Genomic DNA, 19,062 nt, shown 5'->3' on the forward strand with positions numbered 1-19,062 from the left:
TGCGGCCCCTCCCCGCATGTTAGCCGCCAAAGGGCCGCGCGGCGGCGAACTTCTGAGCGCCACCGCCAAAATCTCGGGATCTGGACCGCATTCCGGCGGTTCAGATCCTGAGTTTCTTGAACACCGGCTCGGGGATCGTGCGGATGATCAGCATGATCCAGCGCCAGATTGACGGTGTGTAGAGGATATTCCGCTTTTTCTCGGCAGCGCGGATCAATGCGGCGGCCACCGCTTCGGGCGCGGCCGCCTTCTTGATTCCCGGCAGGCCCCAGGTCATCGCGGTGTCGATCACGCCGGGCTTGACGGTGACGACATGCACCCCTGACCGTCCCAGCCGGTTGCGCAGGCCCGAGAGATAGGCGTGGAAGCCGGCCTTGGCCGAACCGTAGACGTAATTCGGCAGCCGTCCCCGGTCGCCCGCCACCGAGCCGACCCCGATCACGGTGCCCGTGCCCCGCTGTTCCAGGAGCGGTGCCAGCATGTGCAGGAACCGGGCCGGGCCGGTGTAGCTGTCGGTCACGGTGCCGTCGATCAGCGAAGGATCGGCGTCGATGGCCGATTGCGGCGGCATCGAACCGACGAAGACCGCGCAGCTGATCGTCCCCTCGACCGCGGTGGCACGTTCGATGATCGGGCCGAAGCTGACCGGATCGCGGGCGTCGAAGGCGATGGCTTCGGCCAGGGGCGCGCCGCGCAGCCCGGCATCCGAGGCCAGGGCGGCAAGATCCGCCATGTCGCGGCCGGCCAGCAGCACCGAGTCGCCGCGGGCGGCCAGTTCACGGACGAAGGCCCGCGCCATGGACGACGAGGCGCCGAGAATGATCCAGGTCTGTTGCATCGCTCAGCTCCTCAGCTTCAGGCGGCGGGTCATGTCGGTCTGCAGATGGCCTTCGGGATCGGCCTTGGCGACCACCTTCCGCCATTCGGCCAGTTCGGGATACATGCCGGGCAGCCGGTCCGGGCGCAGCAGCGAATCCTTGGCCAGGTAGACCCGGCCCCCGGCGGCTTCGGTCAGCCCGTGCAGCATCTCGATCAGCGGCGCGGCGCCGGGGCGGTTGGGGAAATCGACGGCCAGGGTGAAGCCCTCCATCGGGAAGGACAGCATTCCGGCCCGGCCCGGCCCCATGCGCTTGAGCACCGAGAGCGGCGAGGCGATTCCGGCCTCGGCGATCTGGCTGAGCATGCCGCGCAGCGCATCGACGCTTTCGGTCGGCACGACGCATTGGAACTGGTGGAAGCCGCGCTTGCCATAGAGCCGGTTCCAGTCGCGAATCCGGTCGAGCGGGAAGAAGAAATCGGTGATCGGCTTGACCACGGTGCGGCCCGAACGCGGCACCCGGCGCCAGTAGGCGTTGTTGAACATCCGCACGATCGGCGAGGACAGCGCCCAGCCCGGCGCGTCGAAGGGCACCTTCTTGCCGGGCTTGCGCTTCGGGACCAGGCCCGAGCCGGTCTCGCCCTCTTCCAGGATGCCGCGGCCGAGGCTGGCGCCCCTGGCGGTGGCGTCGATCCAGCCGACCGAATAGGGCGCGGTGGAGGCTTCCAGCAGGGCGACATGTTCATCCCAGTCGGCGACCCGGCGTTCGGTGACCATCATCAGGTCGCCCTTGCAGGGCGTCAGCCGCAACGTGGCCTGGGCGATGATCCCGGTCTGGCCCAGCCCGCCCAGCGTGGCGCGGAACAGGTCCGGGTCCGTCTCGGGCGTGATCGTGCCGGCCTTGCCGTTGCGGATCAGGGTGATGGCGGCGACATGCTGGCCGAAAGAGCCGGCGCCGTGGTGGTTCTTGCCATGCACGTCATTGGCGATGGCGCCGCCGACGGTGCAGAAGCCGGTGCCGGGCATCACCGCCGGCAGCCAGCCCCTTGGCGCGAAGGCGCGGGCGATGTCGCCGAGCCGGGCGCCGGCCTCGACCGTCAATTCGCCGCTGGCGCTGTCGAATCCCAGCATCCGGTCGAGCCGCGTCATGTCGATGACCCGGCCGCCGGTGTTCAGCATCTCGTCGCCATAGCTGCGGCGCATCCCGATGGCGGGGCCCTCGCCCGACAACCCGGCCAGCAGACCGGCGCGTTCGGGGCGCGCGGCCTCGGCCTTGCCGCGCAGGGCCCGGCCCCAGCCGGCAATCTCGATTTCATTCCAGGTCATTTCGGCATCCGTTCGGCAAGCGGGAAGGCGATCAGCCCGATCAGCAGGGCGAACCAGAGGGTGGTGAGGCGGATCACCGCGGTGGCGGGGATCGAGATGTCGAGCGGCACGCCTTCCAGCGCCAGCAGCGCGACCATCGCCGCCTCGGCCCCGCCGACCCCGCCCGGCGCCCCGGTGAGACCGCCGGCAAGGGTGGCGAAGGTGAAGATGGCGATGCTCTTGGCAAGCCCGATCTCGGCCCCCATGAAGCCGAGCAGCAGGTGAAAGGCATAACCTTCGGCGGCCCAGCCGATGACGCCCAGCACCCCGGCCCCCAGCAGCACGGCGGGCGAGGTGAAGCGCCCCAGCGAGCGGGCGGCGCCACGCAGCCGGGCGAACAGCCGGGCAAAGCGGCCGGTGACGCGATAGCCGATTCCGGCGGCGCCATGCAGCAGTGTCGGGCGGGTGGCAATCCAGGCGACGGCCAGGGCCAGCACCGCGACCGGCAGGGCGCCGCTGGTGCCGCCGGTCGAAAGCGCGACGCCGCCGGCCATCAGCACCGCCATCGCGGCCAGGTCCGACGCCCGATCGACCAGAACCAGGGGCGCGGTGCGTTCCACGGGCCAGCCGGTCTCGCGCCGCAGCCAGCGCATCCGCACCAGCTCTCCGACCCGGCCCGGCGTCACCGACATGGCGAATCCGCCGAGGAAATGGGTGACATTGCGCAGCGCCGAGGTGGGCACGCCCAGGCGGCGGGCGAAGAGATGCCAGCGCAGCCCGCGAAAGCCGTAATTGGCCAGGCTCAGCGCCAGCAGGAGGCCGATCTGCGCCCAGGTCAGCTTGGCGATCTGGGCCAGGGTCTCTTCCCAGCCGGTGGCCGCCGCCAGCCCGGCCAGCCCGGCCAGGACCAGCGCGAAGAGCCCGGCCAGCAGCGCATAGTCGCGCCAGCGCCGCGCCGTGGGCGGCGCGGGCGTCTGGGCCACCAGCGGGCCGGAAAGGGGATCGGAACCGGTCATCGTCATTGCTGCCGGATTAGCAACGGATTTGGGCAAAACCATGGCCCGGTTTCGGCATCGGAGACAATCCGGAGCCCATTTCCGGGCCTGTTCATTGCCCCACGGCCTGCGCCCCTTCGCCGCAGACCGGGCAATCCTCGCGACGGCTCATCCGCACCACCCGGGCCTCGGCATAAAGCCCGTCCCAGATCAGCATCCGGCCCCGCATCGGCTCGCCCGCGCCGACGATCAGCTTGACGGCTTCGAGCGCCATCATCGTGCCGATCACCCCGGGCAGCGGCCCGACGACCCCGGCCACGGCGCAGGCCGGCACCATGCCGGGCGCCGGGGCTTCGGCGAAGACGCATTCATAGCAGGGCCCGCCCCGGGCCGGATCCCAGATCGAGATCTGCCCTTCCCACTGGGTCATCGCGCCCGAGATCAGCGGCTTGCCCTGCGCCACCGCCACGCGGTTGGCGAGGTAGCGGGTGTCGAAATTGTCCGATCCGTCGAGGATCAGGTCGTAATCGGCGAAGAGATCGGCGGCGATCTCTCCGGTCAGCCGCCGCTGATAGGGGCGGACCCGGATATGCGGGTTCTGCGCCTGCATCGCCGCCGCCGCCGACTGCACCTTGGGCTGGCCGGTGGCGGCATCGGGATGGATCACCTGCCGGTGCAGGTTGCTGACATCGACCTTGTCGTCGTCGATCACCCCGATGGTCCCGACCCCCGCCGCCGCCAGATATTGCAGCGCCGGAGCGCCCAGCCCGCCGGCGCCGATCACCAGCACCCGGGCCGATTTCAGTTTCTTCTGCCCCGGTCCGCCAAGCTCCTGCAGCAGGATATGGCGCGAATAGCGCTCCAGCTCGGCATCCGAAAAGGCCGCCGAGGGCGATGGCGCCGCCTGCCGCGCCCGGGCCTTGGCCTTCAGCCAGGCCAGCCCCTGGGCATAGAGCGCGACCAGCAGCCCGGCGACGCCGACCGCACCCCAGGCCGCCGCACCACCGCCCAGTGCCCGGGCCAGCCCGTCCCCGGACGGCAGCAGGAGCAGACCGAAGATCGCCGCCCAGCCCAGTGCCAGCAGCCCCAGCCGCAGGCCGCGCGGCCAGCCCAGCCAGCCGCCGCCGACCCACAGCACCAGGGCGGCCAGAAGCAGCGCGAAGATCATCCCCGGCCGGTCGAGCCGAAACCGCCCGCCCCCCGCCGGGTGTCGCTGAGCGACTCGACCAGCTCGAAACCGGCCTGCACCACGGGCGCCACGATGGCCTGGGCGATCCGCTCTCCGTGATGGATCACCACCGGCTCGGAGCCGAGATTGACCAGCAGCACGCCCAGCGGGCCGCGATAATCGCTGTCGATGGTTCCGGGAGAATTGGGCAGGGTCAGCCCGTGTTTCAGCGCCAGGCCCGAGCGGGGCCGGATCTGCATCTCGAACCCCTCGGGAATCTCGATGCAGAAGCCGGTCGGCACCACGACCCGCGCCATCGGCGCCAGGGTCAGCCCGGTCGCACGCTGTTCGGCGGGCAGATTGGCCCGCAGATCGGCCCCTGCCGCGCCCGGCGTCGCATAGGCGGGCAGCGCCACCTCGGGGTCGGCCCAGTCCTCGCGCAGCAGCCGGACGGTGGCCCCGGCGCTCATGCCAGCGCCTCGGCGATCCGCGCCGCCAGGCGGCGGGCGACCATGTCCTTGTCCATCCGCGGCCAGCTCTCGGCGCCATTGGCATCGATCAGCGTCACCGCGTTCTCGCTGCCGCCCATGATCCCGGTCTCGGGCGAGACATCATTGGCGACGATCCAGTCGCAGCCCTTGCGCTTGCGCTTGGCCTGGGCATGGGCCAGCAGGTTGTCGGTCTCGGCGGCGAAACCCACCACCAGCCGGGGCCGGCCCAACGCCATTTGCGAGACCCTGGCCAGGATGTCGGCATTCTCGGCGAAATCCAGCGACGGCAGGGCGCCCGAACCGTCCTTCTTGATCTTGTTCCCGGCGGCATTGGCGACCCGCCAATCCGCCACCGCCGCCGCGAAGACCGCCGCATCCGCGGGCAGCGCCGCCTCGACCGCCGCCAGCATCTCGGCCGCGGTCTCGACCCGCACCAGGGTCACGCCCTCGGGCGGCGGCACGCTGGCCGGCCCGCTGATGAAGGTCACCCGCGCGCCCAGCGCCACCAGCGCCCGGCCCAACGCGCTGCCCTGGGCGCCCGAGGACCGGTTGGCGATATAGCGCACCGGGTCGATCGGCTCGTGCGTCGGGCCCGAGGTCACCAGCACATGGCGCCCGGCCAGGGGCCCATCGGCCAGCGCCGCTTCGACCGCGCCGGCGATCGCCACCGGTTCGGCCATCCGGCCCGGCCCGTATTCGCCGCAGGCCATGTCGCCATTGTCGGGGCCGACCGTCTCGACCCCGTCGGCGGCCAGCCGGGCCAGATTGCGCTGCGTCGCCGGATGCTGCCACATCCGCACATTCATCGCCGGGGCGATCAGCACCCGGGTGTCGGTGGCCAGCAGCAGGGTCGAGGCCAGGTCGCCGGCCAGCCCGTTGGCCATCTTCGCCATCAGGTCGGCGGTCGCCGGCGCCACCACGATCAGGTCGGCGGACCGGGACAGCTGGATATGGCCCATCTCGGCCTCGTCGGTCAGGTCGAAGAGATCGCGATAGGCCTTCTCCCCGGCCAGGGCCGAGGCCGAGAGCGGGGTGACGAACTGCTCGGCCGCCCGGGTCAGCACCGGCACCACCGTGGCGCCGCGCCGCTTCAGCTCGCGGATCAGCTCCAGCGCCTTGTAGGCCGCGATGCCGCCGCCGATGATCAGAAGAATCCGTTTGCCCGCCAGCATTTCCATTTCCCCGAAGCCTGTCCCTGTCTAGGCCCGCCGGGGCGCGAACTCAACAAGCGCCGGCAAGGCCCGGCCCGGCCGCTTTACCTTGGAAATATCCCCGGGGAGAGCGCGAGAGGGGCAGGCAGCCCCTCTCGTTCCGCGCCCGCATCGGCGCCGGTCAGCCGAGCAGCGCCGCGACCTCGCCGCTCTCGCTCTCCAGCCAGCGCCGCATCTTGCCGTAGGCGCCGGCTTCCAGCTGCCGCACCCGTTCCTTCGACAGGCCCAGTTCGTCGCCCAGGCTTTCCAGCGTCCGCACCTCCTCGGTCAGCTTGCGGCTTTCCACGATCAGCCGCTCGCGCGGGGACAGCCCGGCCAGCGCCGCGTCGATCCAGCGCCTCAGCCGGGCCCGGTCGATTGTCTCGGCCACCCGTTCGGCGGCCTGCGGCGCCTCGTCCTCGATCGTCTCGACCCAGGTCCGGCCCTCCTCGCCCGGCGCCTGTGTCGCGTCGAGCGAGACATCCGAGCCCGACAGCCGGCCCTGCATCATCTCGACATCGGCCAGCGGCACGCCGATCTGACCGGCGATCCGCTGCCGCAGCTGGTGCCCGTCGAGCGGCGCCGCCGCGGAATCGCGCTCGATCCGGGCCTGGACCCGCTTGAGGTTGAAGAACAGCGCCTTCTGGCTGCTGGTCGAGCCGGTCCGGACCATCGACCAGTTGCGCATCACGTAGTCCTGCACCGAGGCCCTGATCCACCAGACCGCATAGGTCGAGAACCGCACGCCGCGATCCGGGTCGAACTTGTCGGCCGCCTTCATCAGGCCGAGGCTGGCCTCCTGGATCAGCTCGTTCATCGGCGCACCGTAGCGACGGAATTTCGACGCCATCGAGATCGCCAGCCGCATATAGGCGGTGATCAGGCGGTGCAGGGCGGCCTCGTCGCGCCGGTCGCGCCAGGCATGGGCCAGGGCCTGTTCGGTCTCGGCGTCCAGCATTTCGGCCCGCATCGCGCTGCGGGTGAATCTCCGGTCCTGATCCGCACCTGCCGCCATCGCCATTGCGCCTCTCCCTTTCGGCCCGCCGGGGTTTCGCGCCCGGATGCTCTGGGTTACGCAGGACCAACGCATCCGGATCACCTCGGGTTTCACCATGACGCTGAAAAATCTCTCGCTCGTGCTGGGAGGCGCTTCCTCGGGCAAGTCGGGATTTGCCGAGACGCTGGTGACGGGCAGCGGCCGGGCGCGGGTCTATATCGCCACGGCGCAGGCGCATGACGCCGAGATGCAGGCCAGGATCACCGCGCATCGGCAGGCGCGCGGGCCGGACTGGCGCACCGTCGAGGCGCCGCTGGAGCCGGGCGCGGCGCTGGCGACGGTCGCGGAGGACGAGATCGCGCTGCTCGACTGCGCGACGCTGTGGTTGTCGAACCTGATGCTGGCCGGGGCCGACCTGGCCGAGGCGGAACGGGAGCTGATGCAGGCGCTGGACGACTGCCCGGCGCCGGTGGTCGTGGTCTCGAACGAGGTCGGCGGCGGCGTGGTTCCGGACAACGCCCTGGCGCGGCGGTTCCGCGCCGCCCAGGGCGGGCTGAACCAGAGACTGGCGGCACGGGCCGATCTGGCGGTGCTGGTGGTGGCCGGGCTGCCGCTGGTGCTGAAGGGGGCGCTGCCGTGACCCGGTTCTGGTGGGTCCGGCACGGGCCGACGCATCAGAAGGTCTTCACCGGCTGGCGCGACGTGCCCGCCGATCTCTCCGACACCGCCGCCATCGCGCGGCTCGACGCGGCGCTGCCGGCCGGGGCGCTGCTGGTCTCTTCCGACCTGTCGCGCGCCGTGGCCACCGCCGATGCCCTGGCCCGGGGCCGCCGGCGCCTGCCGCATCGCGCCGACCTGCGCGAGTTCCATTTCGGCGACTGGGACGGCAAGGGCTTTGCCGAGATCGCCGAGGCGCATCCAGACCTGTCGCGGCGCTACTGGGAGGTCCCGGGCGACGTGGCGCCGCCGGGCGGCGAAAGCTGGAACGCCGCCGCCGCCCGTGTCGCCAGGGCGGTGACGGCGCTGCACCGGGACCATCCGGGCCGCGACATCGTGGTCGTGGCGCATTTCGGAGTGATCCTGACCCAGCTTCAGGCGGCGCTCGGCCAGAGCCCGGCGCAGGTCATCGCCCGGACCATCGACCCGCTGTCGCTGACCCGGATCACCCTGTCGGACCCGCCGCAGGTCCACGAGATCAATCACAAACCCTGATCGGGAACATCGGAAACATTCGCTTTGCGGATGCCGGCCGCCGGGCTAGGCAGGGGGGCCACGCAACGGAGGCTGCCATGACCTACGCCCTTGCCATCGGACAGCGCTCCTATTCCAGCTGGTCGCTGCGCGGCTGGCTGCTCTTCGAGAAGACCGGCCTGCCGCTGCAGTTGCAGTTCGCCGAGATCTACGGCGCCGATTTCCTGAAGCAGCTGGCCGAATTCGCCCCGGCCCGCACGGTCCCGGCCCTGCGCCTGCCCGATGGCACCGCGGTGACCGAGTCGCTGGCGATCGCGGAAGAGCTGGCCAGCCGCCACCCCGAGGCCGGGCTCTGGCCCGAGGATCCGTCGGCCCGCGCCATGGCAAGGTCGATGGCCGCCGAGATGCATGCCGGGTTCACCGCGCTGCGCGGCGATTGCCCTCAGAACCTGCGGGTCTCCTATGCCGGTTTCCGGCCCGCTGCGGGGGTGCTGGCCGACCTGGCGCGGCTTGAACGGCTCTGGGCGCTGGCCCGCGACCGGTTCGGAAGCGCCGGTCCCTGGCTGTTCGGCGCCTGGTCGGCGGCGGATGCCTTCTTTGCCCCGGTTGCGGGACGGATCGCCAGCTACGGCCTGCCGGTCGGACCCGAGGCGCAGGCCTATGTCGATCTGCAACTCGCCGACCCGGCCTTTCGCCGCTGGCGCGCCCTCGGCGCGGTCGAAGGGCCGGATATCCCGCGCTATCACCTGCCGCTGGCCGCCCGGCCCTGGCCCGGCCCGAAGCCGCTGCCGGCACGGGCGGTCGCGGGCACCGAGGCCGAGAACACCGCCTGCCCCTATTCCGGCAGGCCGGTGACCCATGTGCTGGAATTCCGCGGCCGCCGCTGGGGCTTCTGCAACCCGACCTGCCGCGACATGACCCTGCAGGACCCCGAGGCCTGGCCGAGCTTCATGGCGATGGCGGGCGGGTAAGCGCGGTCATCCGAGCCGCCCCGGCCCCTTGATAGGGAGCGATAGCGGCTTGCCAAAACCATACGGAATGGCTTTCTAAATGCATGGGAAAACTCATCTTGATGCACAAGACGGACTCGATCTACGAGGATGAGCCGGACACCGTCTATGACTTTCCGAAGACATATCTGAAAGCCGTGAAGGAAGGCATCGGAGACTGGGTCATCTACTATGAACCGGTGAAGGCAGGCCCACGCGGGTATTTTGCTGTCGCGAAGATACAGGATGTGATCCCCAAGCCCGGCACCCCTGACCGCTATCTGGCATTGATCGAGCCCGGCAGCTACCTGCCCTTGGATCGTGAGGTGCCACGGTTGCTGGATGGGCGTCCGCTTGAGCAGTCGCTGGCCGAAGCCGATGGCACCCCGAAGAAGGGCGGGGCGCTCCAGCTTGCAGTACGCCGCCTGCCCGATCGAGACTTCGCCAAGATCGTCAAGATCGGGTTGCCGCAGGACCTGGAGCGGATCGAGAACACGCGCTACGACCCGCACAAGCCCGAGATGGACGATCCCGCCGCCACCTTCGAACGTCCCGTCATTGAACGCCTGACCCGCCTCCCCTATCGGGACGTGGTCTTTCGCCGAAAAGTCCGCGAGGCCTATGACTACCGCTGCGCCATTTCAGGCCTGCGCCTGCGCAACGGTGGCGGGCGCCCTGCAGTCCAGGCGGCCCATATTCGCCCGGTCGCACGGCAGGGAAACGACTCGGTGCGCAATGGCCTGGCCCTGTCGGGAACCCTGCACTGGATGTTTGACCGCGGTCTCCTATCCGTCGCCGACGACTGGTCAATCCTTGTGTCCCGGAACAAGGTCCCGCCCGAGGTAGTAGACCGGTTGTTTCTGCCCGATGGCAAGCTGTGCCGACCGGCCGACCCACGGAACTGGCCCAGCCTTCATAACCTGCGCTGGCATCGCGAGAATGTCTTCGGGCAGGTCATCACGGACGAGTCCGCGCCTTGGGGATAGCCGGCGTCAGGGGGGCGCTGCCCCCCTCGGCCTGCGGCCTCACCCCCCGGGATATTTGCACGGTGAAGCCGGCAGCCGTCGGGAGCGGCGTTAACAATTCCTAAACCATCTTCCGGCTACCGAGGGGGCAATCAGCTTGGGAGATGGCATGGGCGCCACGGCCTATACTGTGGCCTTTCAGGGGATCGAGGCGCGGCTGGTCGAGGTGCAATGCGCCGTCACCCCCGGGATGCCGAATTTCGCGCTGGTCGGCCTGCCCGACAAGGCGGTGAGCGAGGCGAAGGAACGGGTGCGCTCGGCGCTGTCGGCGCTGAACATCGCGCTGCCGTCGAAACGGATCACGATAAACCTCTCGCCCGCCGACCTGCCCAAGGAAGGTTCGCATTTCGACCTGCCGATCGCGCTGGCGCTGGTGGCGGCGCTGGAAATTCTGCCCGCCGACCTGGTGGCCGAGACGGTGGCACTGGGCGAGCTGTCGCTGAACGGCGCCCTGGTGCAGGTGATCGGGGCGCTGCCGGCGGCGATGGCGGCGGCGGAGGCGGAAAAGGCGCTGATCTGCCCGAAGGCCTGCGGCGCCGAGGCGGCCTGGGTCGGGGCGACTCCGGTCTATGCCGCCGGATCGCTGGGCGATGTGATCGCGCATGTTCTGGGCCGGCGCCCGATCGAACCGGCCAAGCCGGGAGAGGTCGCCGGGCCGGAGGGGCTGCGCGATATGCGCGAGGTCAAGGGCCAGGAACGCGCCAAGCGGGCGCTGGAGATCGCCGCCGCCGGCCGCCATCACATGCTGCTGGTCGGCCCGCCCGGTTCGGGCAAGTCGATGCTGGCGGCGCGGCTGCCGGGCATCCTGCCGCCGCTGTCGCCGGTCGAGGCGCTGGAAACCTCGATGATCCATTCGCTGGTCGGGCTGATCGAGGAGGGCGGGATTTCCCGGCTGCGGCCGTTCCGCGAGCCGCATCACACCGCCTCGATGGCGGCGATCGTCGGTGGCGGGCGCGGCGCAAGGCCGGGCGAGATCTCGCTGGCCCATAACGGCGTGCTGTTCATGGACGAGTTCCCCGAGTTCTCGCGCGCGGTGCTGGAGACCCTGCGCCAGCCGATCGAGACGGGCGAGGTCGTGGTGGCCCGGGCCAATGCCCATGTCCGCTATCCCTGCCGCTTCCTGCTGATCGCCGCCGCCAACCCCTGCAAATGCGGCCATCTCTCGGACCCGGCCCGGGCCTGCGCCCGGGTGCCGCATTGCGGAGAGGAGTACCTGGGGCGGATTTCGGGGCCGCTGATGGACCGGTTCGACCTGCGGATCGAGGTTCCTCCGGTGGGTTTTACCGATCTCGACCTGCCGGAATCGGGCGACAGTTCGGCGCGCGTCGCGGCACGGGTCTCGGCGGCGCGGGCGCTGCAGGCCGAACGCTATGGTGCCGACGCGGGCTGCCGGGTCAATGCCGATGCCGAGGGCGCGGTGCTGGAACGGGTGGCGACCCCGGATGCCGAGGGACGGGCGCTGCTGGGCCGGGTGGCCGAACGTTTCGGTCTCTCGGCCCGCGGCTATCACCGGGTGCTTCGGGTGGCCCGCACCATCGCCGATCTCGACGGCGCCACGCCGGTCAGCCGCCGCCATGTCGCCGAAGCGGTCAGTTTCCGCCTGTCGGGAGAGCGGGAAGCTGTCGCCGGATGAAACCGGCGATATTGGTCACAGCGGCATCGGCCTCGGGCAGCCAGCCCTGATACATCGCCCAGACATGCGGCAGGTCGCCCCAGAGATCGAGTTCGGGCGCCGCGCCCTCGGCGGTCAGATGCGCCACCATGCGCAGCGTGTCGTCGCGCAGGATCTCGGTACTGGCGGTCTGGAAGAACACCGGCGGGCAATCGGGGAAACGGGCGTAGAGCGCCGAGGCCCGCGGGTCCTTCGGATCGGCGCCGTTCAGGAACAGCCGGCAGACCTCGGCGATGCGGCCGGCGGGCAGGTAGAGGTCGCTCTCCGCGTTGTCCCGGATCGAATCGCCCGAGCAGGTGAGGTCGAGAAACGGCGCCAGCGCCACCGCGGCGCGCGGGCGCTGCCCCCGGGCCAGCAGTGTCGCCAGCAGCGACAGCATCACCCCGCCGCCGGAACTGTCGCCGCCCAGAATGATGGTTCCCGGCGCATGGCCCATCTCCACCAGCCCGTCCCAGACCGCCAGCGCGTCGTCATGCGAGGCCGGAAACGGGGCCTCGGGCGCCAGGCGATAGTCGGGCAGCACCGCCTTGAGCCCGGTCATCGCGCCGATCCGGGTCACCATGGCCCGATGGGTGCGCGGCGAGCCCATGACATGGGCGCCGCCATGGATCCAGAGCAGGATCTCCGGCCGACGCGGCCGCGCCGAGCCCCAGGTCACCGGAATCCCGCCGATCCGGTCCTCCTGGTAGAGCGCATAGGGCGGGTCGCGGAACCTCCGGCCCTGGCGTTCGAAATGCGCCCGCGCGACCTCCGGCTCGGACCGCGCCAGCCGGCGCTTCTCGACCCTCCGGAGCCAGGCAGAGAGAAGGCGCAGGCGCAGGGTCATTGCCGCCTGGCCTCGATCGCATCCCAGATCCGGCCGGCGATATTGGCGCCGTCGAAACGCTCGAGCTCCAGGATACCGGTCGGCGAGGTGACGTTGATCTCGGTCAGCCAGTCGCCGATCACGTCGATGCCGACGAAGATCTGGCCCTTTTCCTTCAGCACCGGGCCGATCCGGTCGCAGATCTCGCGGTCGCGCTCGGTCAGGCCGACCGGTTCGGGACGGCCGCCGACATGCATGTTCGACCGGGTCTCGCCCTCGGCCGGAACCCGGTTGATGGCGCCGACCGCTTCGCCGTCGACCAGGATGATCCGCTTGTCGCCGCTGGCGACGGCGGGCAGGAATTTCTGCGCGATCAGCGGCTCGCGGCTCATCGAGGTGAAGAGCTCGTGCAGGGCGTTGAGATTGCGGTCGGCCGGGTCGAGCCGGAACACCCCGGCGCCGCCATTGCCGTAGAGCGGCTTCAGGATGATGTCGCCATGCGCGTGCTTGAAGGCCTTCAGCGTTTCAAGATCGCGGGCGATGGTGGTCGGCGGGTGCAGGTCGGGAAAGCTCAGCACCAGCAGCTTTTCCGGCGAGTTGCGGACCCAGAACGGGTCGTTGACCACCAGCGTGCCGGGCATCAGATGCTCGAGAATATGGGTGGTGGTGATATAGCCCATGTCGAAGGGCGGATCCTGGCGCAGCCAGACCACATCCCAGTCGGCCAGGTCGACCTCGGTCTCGGCGCCCAGCCGGTAGTGGTCGCCCTTGACCCGGCGCACCTCCAGCGGCCAGCCCCGCGCGGTCACGCGCCCGTCCTGCCAGGCCAGCCGGTCCGGCGTGTAGTAGAACAGCGAATGGCCCCGGGCCTGCGCCTCTTCGGCGATCCGGAACGTCGAATCGGCGTCGATGTTGATCGGACCGATCGGGTCCATCTGGATGGCAATCTTCAGCGGCATCTAACCCTCCGGCACAGCCCCATCTACATGGGGCAGCAACAAGGGGAGGGCAAGAGCCGGGGTCAGAGCTGGCTGACGTTCTCGATGATCGAGACCCTGCCCTGCGCATCGACCAGCGCCAGATCGACCCGGCAATCGGTCAGCTGGCCCTTCGGCATTCCGGACAGGAAATCGCTGGCCGAACTGCAGATCCGGTCCAGCTGCCGCCGCGACAGGCGTTGCGCGGCCAGCTCATGGGTCTCGGCGCGCTTCACCTCGACGAAGATCAGCCCTTCGCCGGCTTCGAGGATCAGGTCGATCTCGCCGCCCGGCCCCCGCCAGCGCCGCCGCGCCGCGGGGATGCCGCGCCGGGCATAGTCATCGACCACGATGTCCTCGGCAGCGGCGCCATTGCGGTAATTCACCGCGCCGCGAATTTGCCGGGCGGTCTTCCGGGAGGGTTTTGCCGTGCTGCGCCGTCGCCGCATGTCGCGTCCGCCTGTTCGGGGCGGATCGCCAGGCCTAGGAGTCCTTCCCCAGGGCGAGCGCCGCCTGATACACCTGTCGCCGGGGCAGACCCGCGGCCCCCGCCACCGCATCCGCCGCATCGCGGATGCTCATCGTCTTCAGCGCCGAGCGCAACGCCGCGTCCAGATCGAAACCCGACCCGTCTGCCGGCCCGCGGTCCAGAACCAGCACGATCTCGCCCTTCAGGTCGCGACCGGCCAGCGCCTCGGCGATTTCGGCCACCGTTCCCCGGATGACCTCTTCGAATCGCTTGGTCAGCTCGCGGCAGACGGCTGCCTGCCGGTCCGGGGATGTTTGCACCAGATTGCTTAACAATCCCTGAATCCGTTTCGGGCTTTCATAGAGCACCAGCGTCGCCGGGACCGCCAGGATCTCGGCCAGCCAGCTCCGCCGTTCGGCGGCTTTCGGCGGCGGGAATCCGGCAAAGAGGAAACGGTCCGTGGGCAGGCCCGAGAGGGTCAGCGCGGTCAGCACCGCCGAGGCGCCCGGGGCGGCGGTGACCGGCAGACCCTCGGCCGCCGCGGCCCGGACCAGCTGATAGCCCGGATCGGCGATCAGCGGGGTGCCGGCTTCGGAGGCATAGGCCACCGACCTGCCCTCCCGCAGCGGCGCCAGCAGCCGCTCGCGGGCGCGGGCGTCGGAATGGTCGTGATAGGCCAGCACCCGCCGGCCGTTCAGGGCGACCCCGTGGATCTCCATCAGGTGCCGCAGGGTCCGGGTGTCCTCGGCGGCCAGCACATCGGCGCTGCCCAGCACGTCCAGTGCCCGCAGCGTGATGTCCCGTGCCGCGCCGATCGGGGTCGAGACCAGATGCAGACCGGCGGAGATCGGCTTTGCTTCGGCGCGCATCGGCAGCCCCCCGATTGCTCCGTTTACACCGGCCCGTGATGCTCATAGTTTAGGGCCGAGCGCAAGAACGACGCCAACAGAGCTGACAACCGACACATGACCCCATGCTGTCCGACCTGTCGAAGGAGCCAGACATGACCCCGAGAACCGGCCTCGGCCTTTCCCTGCTGGCCCGTATCAGCCTCCTCCTCACCGCGTTCTGGCTGGCCGCCTGCGAACCGTTCCCGGTGGGCAGCCCGAGGATCGACGCCTCGGCGCCAGTGCCGGTGGCGCTGCTGGTGCCGCAGACCGGGTCCGGCGGCGATCAGGTCCTGGCCTCGAATCTCGAGAACGCGGCGCGGCTGGCGATCGCCGATCTCGACGGGGTGCAGATCGACCTGCGCGTCTATGACACCGGCGGCAACGCCACCCAGGCCGCCGCCGCCGCCACCAGGGCGATCGACGAGGGCGCCAAGATCATTCTCGGCCCGGTCTTCGCCGAGGCCGCCAATGCTGCCGGCCATGCCGCCGCGGCGCGCGGGGTCAACGTGCTGGCCTTCTCGAACAACCCGACCATCGCCGGCGGCAATGTCTTCGTGCTGGGCAACCTGTTCGACACCACGGCCCAGCGGCTGGTCAACTATGCCGCGCGGAAGGGCAAGCGCTCGATCCTGGTGGTGCATGGCAACAGCGGCGCCGAGATGCTGGGCCGCGACGCCATCGTCCGGGCGATCCGCAATTCCGGCGCCACCCTGGCCGGAACCAGCAGCTTCGACCTGTCGCAGCAGGCGGTGGTCAGCGCGGTTCCGGGGATCGTCGCCAAGGCGAAATCGACCGGCGCCGACGCGATCTTCATGACCTCGGGCACCGATGGCGCGCTGCCGCTGCTGGCCCAGCTGCTGCCGGAACAGGGGCTTTCGACCACCGCGACCCAGTTCATGGGCCTGCAACGCTGGGACATCCCGGCCAGCGCCAAGGCCCTGCCGGGCCTGCAGGGCGGCTGGTTCGCGCTGCCGGACCCGGGCATGACCCAGCTGTTCGACAACCGCTACTATGCCGCCTACGGCGCCGCCCCGCACCCGATCTCGGGCCTTGCCTATGACGGCATCGCCGCCATCGGGGCGCTGGTCAAGCAGGGCCAGTCGCAGGCGCTGACCGCCGCCGCCCTGACCCAGTCCCAGGGCTTTGTCGGGGTCAACGGCATCTTCCGTCTGCTGCCCAACGGCACCAACCAGCGCGGCCTTGCGGTCGCCCAGATCCAGAACTCCCAGGTGGTTGTGATTGACCCTGCCCCGAGAAGCTTTGGCGGCGCGGGCTTCTAGGCCCGCAAATCTGCCGCAACAGACCGAATCGGCGCCGGACAGGCTGATCTGTCCGGCGTCTTCGATTTTTGACGCCGTGGCGGTCCGCGCCGCCATCGACGCGGCCATTTCCGCGGCCCCGCATGACGACCCGCGGGCCCGGCGCGCCGCCGTGGTCGGGGTGCTGTCCGAGGCCAATGCCCGCGGCCGCGCGGCGATCGCCGAGGCTTTCGCCGCCCAGCCCCGCCGGGCCCGGCCGACGGTGCGCGCCTATGCCAGGCTGACCGACGGGCTGGTCATCGAAGTCCTGCACGCGGTGCTGACCCATATGCATCCGCTGCCCAATCCGACCGCCGCGGAACGGGTCTCGCTGCTGGCGGTGGGCGGCTATGGCCGGGCCGAAATGGCGCCCTATTCCGACGTGGACCTGCTGTTCCTGACCCCATGGAAAACGACGCCCTGGGCCGAGAGCGTGGTCGAGACCATGCTCTACATCTTGTGGGACCTGCATCTGAAGGTCGGCCATGCCACCCGCACGGTGAGGGACTGCATCCGGCTGGGGCGCGAGGATTACACGATCCGCACCGCGCTGCTGGAACAGCGCTACCTGGCCGGCGACGAGGCGCTGGCGGCCGAGTTGAAGAAGAAGCTGCGCAGCGAGCTGTTCAAGGGCACCGGCGGGGAATTCATCGAAGCCAAGCTGGCCGAGCGCAGCGAGCGGCACAAGAAGCAGGGCGGCCAGCGCTACATGGTCGAGCCCAACGTGAAGGAGGGCAAGGGCGGGCTGCGCGACCTGCAGTCGCTGTTCTGGATCGACAAGTATCTGCACGGGGTCGAGGACCTTTCCGTGCTGATCAAGCGCGGCGTCTTCACCCAGGACGAATACGCCAGCTTCCGCGAGGCCGAGGAATTCCTGCTGGCCGTGCGCTGCCATCTGCATCTGATCGCGAACCGGGCGCAGGACCAGCTCACATTCGAACTGCAGGTCGATGTCGCGCAGCGGATGGGCTTTGCCGATCATGGCGGCCGCCGCGCGGTCGAGCATTTCATGCAGGCCTATTTCCGCCATGCCACGACGGTCGGGGAGATGACCCGGATCTTCCTGACCGACCTGGAGCAGCTCCATGTCAAGACCGCGCCCAGCCTGGTCGGGTTCTTCCGCCGCGCCAGGAAGGTGCGCGCGCCCTACAAGCTGCAGCAGGGCCGGCTGGCGGTGAGCTCGGAGAAGAAGTTTCTCGAGAACAAGCTGAACATGCTGGGGATCTTCGAAGAGGCGCTGCGCACCGGGCATCTCATCCACCCCGACGCGATGCGGCTCGTGACCCGCAACCTGGGGCTGATCGACGACCAGATGCGCGAGAACCGCGAGGCCGGGGCGCGGTTCCTTGACCTGCTGCTGAAACATGGCAATCCGGAGCGCGCCCTGCGCCGGATGAACGAACTGGGGGTGCTGGCCGCCTTCCTGCCGGAATTCGCGCCCGTCGTGGCGATGATGCAGTTCAACATGTATCACCACTACACGGTCGACGAGCACACCATCCAATGCATCTCGACCCTCAGCCAGATCGAGCGCGGCGAGCTGGCCGAGGAGCTTCCGATCGTCACCGAGATCATGAAGGCCGGGGTCAACCGCAAGGTGCTCTATCTCGCGGTGCTGCTGCATGACATCGGCAAGGGCCGGAAAGAGGACCACTCGGTGCTCGGCGCGCAGATCGCCCGCAAGGTGGCGCCGCGGATGGGACTGAAGCCGGACGAATGCGAGACCGTCGAATGGCTGGTCCGCTATCACCTGCTGATGAGCGACATGGCGCAGAAGCGCGACCTGGCCGACCCGCGCACGGTGCGCGATTTCGCCAAGGCGGTGAAGACCCGCAAGCGGCTGGACCTGCTGACGGTGCTGACCGTCTGCGACATCCGCGGTGTCGGGCCGGGGACCTGGAACAACTGGAAGGCGGTGCTGCTGCGCAACCTCTACCGGGCCACCGAGACGGCGCTGGAAGGCGGGCTGGAATCGGTCAACCGCGAGACCCGGGTGAACGAGGCCAAGCGGCAGCTGCGCGAGGCGCTGGCCAGCCCCGAACAGGGCGCCTGGGACAGAAAGGACATCCGCACCGAGATCGCGCGGCACTACGACCCCTACTGGCAGGGGCTGCCGCATCCGGTGCATCTGATCTTCGCCCGGCTGCTGCGCGACATGAAGGACGACGAGCTGGGCATCGACCTGCTGCTGGACGAGGACCGGGACGCCACCCGCGCCTGTTTCGCGCTGGTCGATCACCCCGGCATCTTCTCGCGCCTGGCCGGGGCGCTGGCGCTGGTCGGGGCCAATGTGGTGGATGCCCGCACCTATACCTCGAAGGACGGCTATGCCACCGCGACCTTCTGGGTGCAGGATGCCGAAGGCCGGCCCTATGAAGAGGCCCGGCTGCCGAAGCTGACCAGCATGATCCGCCGCACGATGAAGGGCGAGGTGGTGGCGCGCGAGGCGCTGGCGGGGCGCGACAAGATCAAGAAGCGCGAACGGGTGTTCAAGGTGCCGACCTCGATCACCTTCGACAACGAGGGATCGGACATCTACACGATCATCGAGGTCGATACCCGCGACCGGCTGGGGCTGGTCTACGACCTGACCCGGACCATGGCCGCCAACAACATCTACATCGCCAGCGCGGTGATCGCGACCTACGGGGCGCAGGCGGTGGACACGTTCTACGTCAAGGACATGTTCGGGCTGAAACTGCATTCCGAAAGCCGCCGCAAGGCGCTGGAGAAGAAGCTGCGCGAGGCGATCATCAGCGGCGCGCAGAAGGCGAACGCCTGAC

At 69.7% G+C, this 19,062-nt stretch carries 18 protein-coding genes; 7 read left to right on the plus strand and 11 right to left on the minus strand.

Going from position 1 to position 19,062, the window contains the following annotated elements:
• Positions 1–100: 100 nt before the first annotated feature.
• From NUW50_RS06805 to NUW50_RS06835, 7 genes are all read right to left on the minus strand, one after another.
• Positions 101–838: an SDR family NAD(P)-dependent oxidoreductase gene (locus NUW50_RS06805; RefSeq protein WP_258288350.1), complete on the minus strand. Its 738-nt coding sequence runs from the start codon at positions 836–838 to the stop codon at positions 101–103.
• A 3-nt stretch (positions 839–841) separates the two neighbouring features.
• Complete coding sequence (locus tag NUW50_RS06810) at positions 842–2,143, minus strand: FAD-binding oxidoreductase (RefSeq protein WP_258288351.1); 1,302 nt, start codon at positions 2,141–2,143, stop codon at positions 842–844.
• On the minus strand, positions 2,140–3,138 hold the full coding sequence (locus NUW50_RS06815; RefSeq protein WP_258288352.1) for a lysylphosphatidylglycerol synthase transmembrane domain-containing protein: 999 nt from the start codon (positions 3,136–3,138) through the stop codon (positions 2,140–2,142). Before NUW50_RS06815 ends, NUW50_RS06810 begins: the two co-directional genes overlap by 4 nt.
• A 91-nt stretch (positions 3,139–3,229) precedes the next feature.
• Entirely contained in the window at positions 3,230–4,285 is a 1,056-nt protein-coding gene (locus tag NUW50_RS06820; RefSeq protein ID WP_258288353.1) for a HesA/MoeB/ThiF family protein, read from the minus strand.
• Positions 4,282–4,755, minus strand: a complete 474-nt coding sequence (gene dut / locus NUW50_RS06825; RefSeq protein WP_258288354.1) for a dUTP diphosphatase — start codon at positions 4,753–4,755, stop codon at positions 4,282–4,284. The genes NUW50_RS06820 and dut overlap by 4 nt, the downstream gene beginning before the upstream one ends.
• Entirely contained in the window at positions 4,752–5,948 is a 1,197-nt protein-coding gene (gene coaBC / locus NUW50_RS06830) for a bifunctional phosphopantothenoylcysteine decarboxylase/phosphopantothenate--cysteine ligase CoaBC (protein WP_258288355.1), read from the minus strand. The genes dut and coaBC overlap by 4 nt, the downstream gene beginning before the upstream one ends.
• 160 nt (positions 5,949–6,108) lie before the next feature.
• Complete coding sequence (locus tag NUW50_RS06835) at positions 6,109–6,981, minus strand: RNA polymerase factor sigma-32 (protein WP_258289297.1); 873 nt, start codon at positions 6,979–6,981, stop codon at positions 6,109–6,111.
• 97 nt (positions 6,982–7,078) lie between these two features.
• Between NUW50_RS06835 and cobU the strand changes: the two genes are divergently transcribed.
• The 5 genes from cobU to NUW50_RS06860 all read left to right on the plus strand — a co-directional run bounded on the left by cobU (position 7,079) and on the right by NUW50_RS06860 (position 11,801).
• Positions 7,079–7,603 (plus strand): bifunctional adenosylcobinamide kinase/adenosylcobinamide-phosphate guanylyltransferase, encoded by a 525-nt coding sequence (gene cobU, locus NUW50_RS06840; protein ID WP_258289298.1) that lies wholly within the window; start codon positions 7,079–7,081, stop codon positions 7,601–7,603.
• On the plus strand, positions 7,600–8,175 hold the full coding sequence (locus NUW50_RS06845) for a histidine phosphatase family protein (RefSeq protein WP_258288356.1): 576 nt from the start codon (positions 7,600–7,602) through the stop codon (positions 8,173–8,175). The genes cobU and NUW50_RS06845 overlap by 4 nt, the downstream gene beginning before the upstream one ends.
• A 77-nt stretch (positions 8,176–8,252) precedes the next feature.
• Positions 8,253–9,125, plus strand: a complete 873-nt coding sequence (locus NUW50_RS06850) for a glutathione S-transferase (protein ID WP_258288357.1) — start codon at positions 8,253–8,255, stop codon at positions 9,123–9,125.
• Positions 9,126–9,208: 83 nt separating this feature from the next.
• A complete protein-coding gene (locus NUW50_RS06855; RefSeq protein WP_258288358.1) occupies positions 9,209–10,129 on the plus strand; it encodes an HNH endonuclease in 921 nt (306 codons plus the stop codon).
• A gap of 148 nt (positions 10,130–10,277) precedes the next feature.
• Positions 10,278–11,801, plus strand: a complete 1,524-nt coding sequence (locus tag NUW50_RS06860; protein ID WP_258288359.1) for a YifB family Mg chelatase-like AAA ATPase — start codon at positions 10,278–10,280, stop codon at positions 11,799–11,801.
• Here NUW50_RS06860 and NUW50_RS06865 read toward each other — a convergent pair.
• From NUW50_RS06865 to rsmI, 4 genes are all read right to left on the minus strand, one after another.
• On the minus strand, positions 11,758–12,666 hold the full coding sequence (locus NUW50_RS06865; RefSeq protein ID WP_258288360.1) for an alpha/beta hydrolase: 909 nt from the start codon (positions 12,664–12,666) through the stop codon (positions 11,758–11,760). The two genes, NUW50_RS06860 and NUW50_RS06865, sit on opposite strands and share 44 nt — an antisense overlap.
• Entirely contained in the window at positions 12,663–13,604 is a 942-nt protein-coding gene (gshB, locus tag NUW50_RS06870; protein WP_258288361.1) for a glutathione synthase, read from the minus strand. Before gshB ends, NUW50_RS06865 begins: the two co-directional genes overlap by 4 nt.
• A 62-nt stretch (positions 13,605–13,666) precedes the next feature.
• Positions 13,667–14,071, minus strand: coding sequence for a YraN family protein (locus NUW50_RS06875; protein WP_275982002.1), 405 nt, complete (start codon positions 14,069–14,071; stop codon positions 13,667–13,669).
• A 34-nt stretch (positions 14,072–14,105) separates the two neighbouring features.
• On the minus strand, positions 14,106–14,960 hold the full coding sequence (rsmI, locus tag NUW50_RS06880) for a 16S rRNA (cytidine(1402)-2'-O)-methyltransferase (RefSeq protein WP_258288362.1): 855 nt from the start codon (positions 14,958–14,960) through the stop codon (positions 14,106–14,108).
• A 134-nt stretch (positions 14,961–15,094) separates the two neighbouring features.
• Here rsmI and NUW50_RS06885 point away from each other — a divergent pair, with 134 nt between their 5' ends.
• Together NUW50_RS06885 and NUW50_RS06890 are read left to right on the plus strand one after the other, a co-directional pair.
• Positions 15,095–16,261, plus strand: a complete 1,167-nt coding sequence (locus NUW50_RS06885) for a penicillin-binding protein activator (protein WP_258288363.1) — start codon at positions 15,095–15,097, stop codon at positions 16,259–16,261.
• Between the two features lie 10 nt (positions 16,262–16,271).
• Entirely contained in the window at positions 16,272–19,061 is a 2,790-nt protein-coding gene (locus NUW50_RS06890) for a [protein-PII] uridylyltransferase (RefSeq protein ID WP_258289300.1), read from the plus strand.
• The last annotated feature ends 1 nt before the right edge of the window (position 19,062 follow it).

This window comes from Frigidibacter sp. ROC022 (genome assembly GCF_024723735.1).
Lineage (GTDB): Bacteria > Pseudomonadota > Alphaproteobacteria > Rhodobacterales > Rhodobacteraceae > SLM-1.

Bases quoted from the DNA above. Each gene is read 5' to 3' on its own strand.
- NUW50_RS06805 (WP_258288350.1), bottom strand. From the start codon at position 838: ATGCAACAGACCTGGATCATTCTCGGCGCCTCGTCGTCCATGGCGCGG.
- NUW50_RS06810 (WP_258288351.1), bottom strand. From the start codon at position 2,143: ATGACCTGGAATGAAATCGAGATTGCCGGCTGGGGCCGGGCCCTGCGC.
- NUW50_RS06815 (WP_258288352.1), bottom strand. From the start codon at position 3,138: ATGACCGGTTCCGATCCCCTTTCCGGCCCGCTGGTGGCCCAGACGCCC.
- NUW50_RS06820 (WP_258288353.1), bottom strand. From the start codon at position 4,285: ATGATCTTCGCGCTGCTTCTGGCCGCCCTGGTGCTGTGGGTCGGCGGC.
- dut (WP_258288354.1), bottom strand. From the start codon at position 4,755: ATGAGCGCCGGGGCCACCGTCCGGCTGCTGCGCGAGGACTGGGCCGAC.
- coaBC (WP_258288355.1), bottom strand. From the start codon at position 5,948: ATGCTGGCGGGCAAACGGATTCTTCTGATCATCGGCGGCGGCATCGCG.
- NUW50_RS06835 (WP_258289297.1), bottom strand. From the start codon at position 6,981: ATGGCGGCAGGTGCGGATCAGGACCGGAGATTCACCCGCAGCGCGATG.
- cobU (WP_258289298.1), top strand. From the start codon at position 7,079: ATGACGCTGAAAAATCTCTCGCTCGTGCTGGGAGGCGCTTCCTCGGGC.
- NUW50_RS06850 (WP_258288357.1), top strand. From the start codon at position 8,253: ATGACCTACGCCCTTGCCATCGGACAGCGCTCCTATTCCAGCTGGTCG.
- NUW50_RS06855 (WP_258288358.1), top strand. From the start codon at position 9,209: ATGGGAAAACTCATCTTGATGCACAAGACGGACTCGATCTACGAGGAT.
- NUW50_RS06860 (WP_258288359.1), top strand. From the start codon at position 10,278: ATGGGCGCCACGGCCTATACTGTGGCCTTTCAGGGGATCGAGGCGCGG.
- NUW50_RS06865 (WP_258288360.1), bottom strand. From the start codon at position 12,666: ATGACCCTGCGCCTGCGCCTTCTCTCTGCCTGGCTCCGGAGGGTCGAG.
- gshB (WP_258288361.1), bottom strand. From the start codon at position 13,604: ATGCCGCTGAAGATTGCCATCCAGATGGACCCGATCGGTCCGATCAAC.
- NUW50_RS06875 (WP_275982002.1), bottom strand. From the start codon at position 14,071: ATGCGGCGACGGCGCAGCACGGCAAAACCCTCCCGGAAGACCGCCCGG.
- rsmI (WP_258288362.1), bottom strand. From the start codon at position 14,960: ATGCGCGCCGAAGCAAAGCCGATCTCCGCCGGTCTGCATCTGGTCTCG.
- NUW50_RS06885 (WP_258288363.1), top strand. From the start codon at position 15,095: ATGACCCCGAGAACCGGCCTCGGCCTTTCCCTGCTGGCCCGTATCAGC.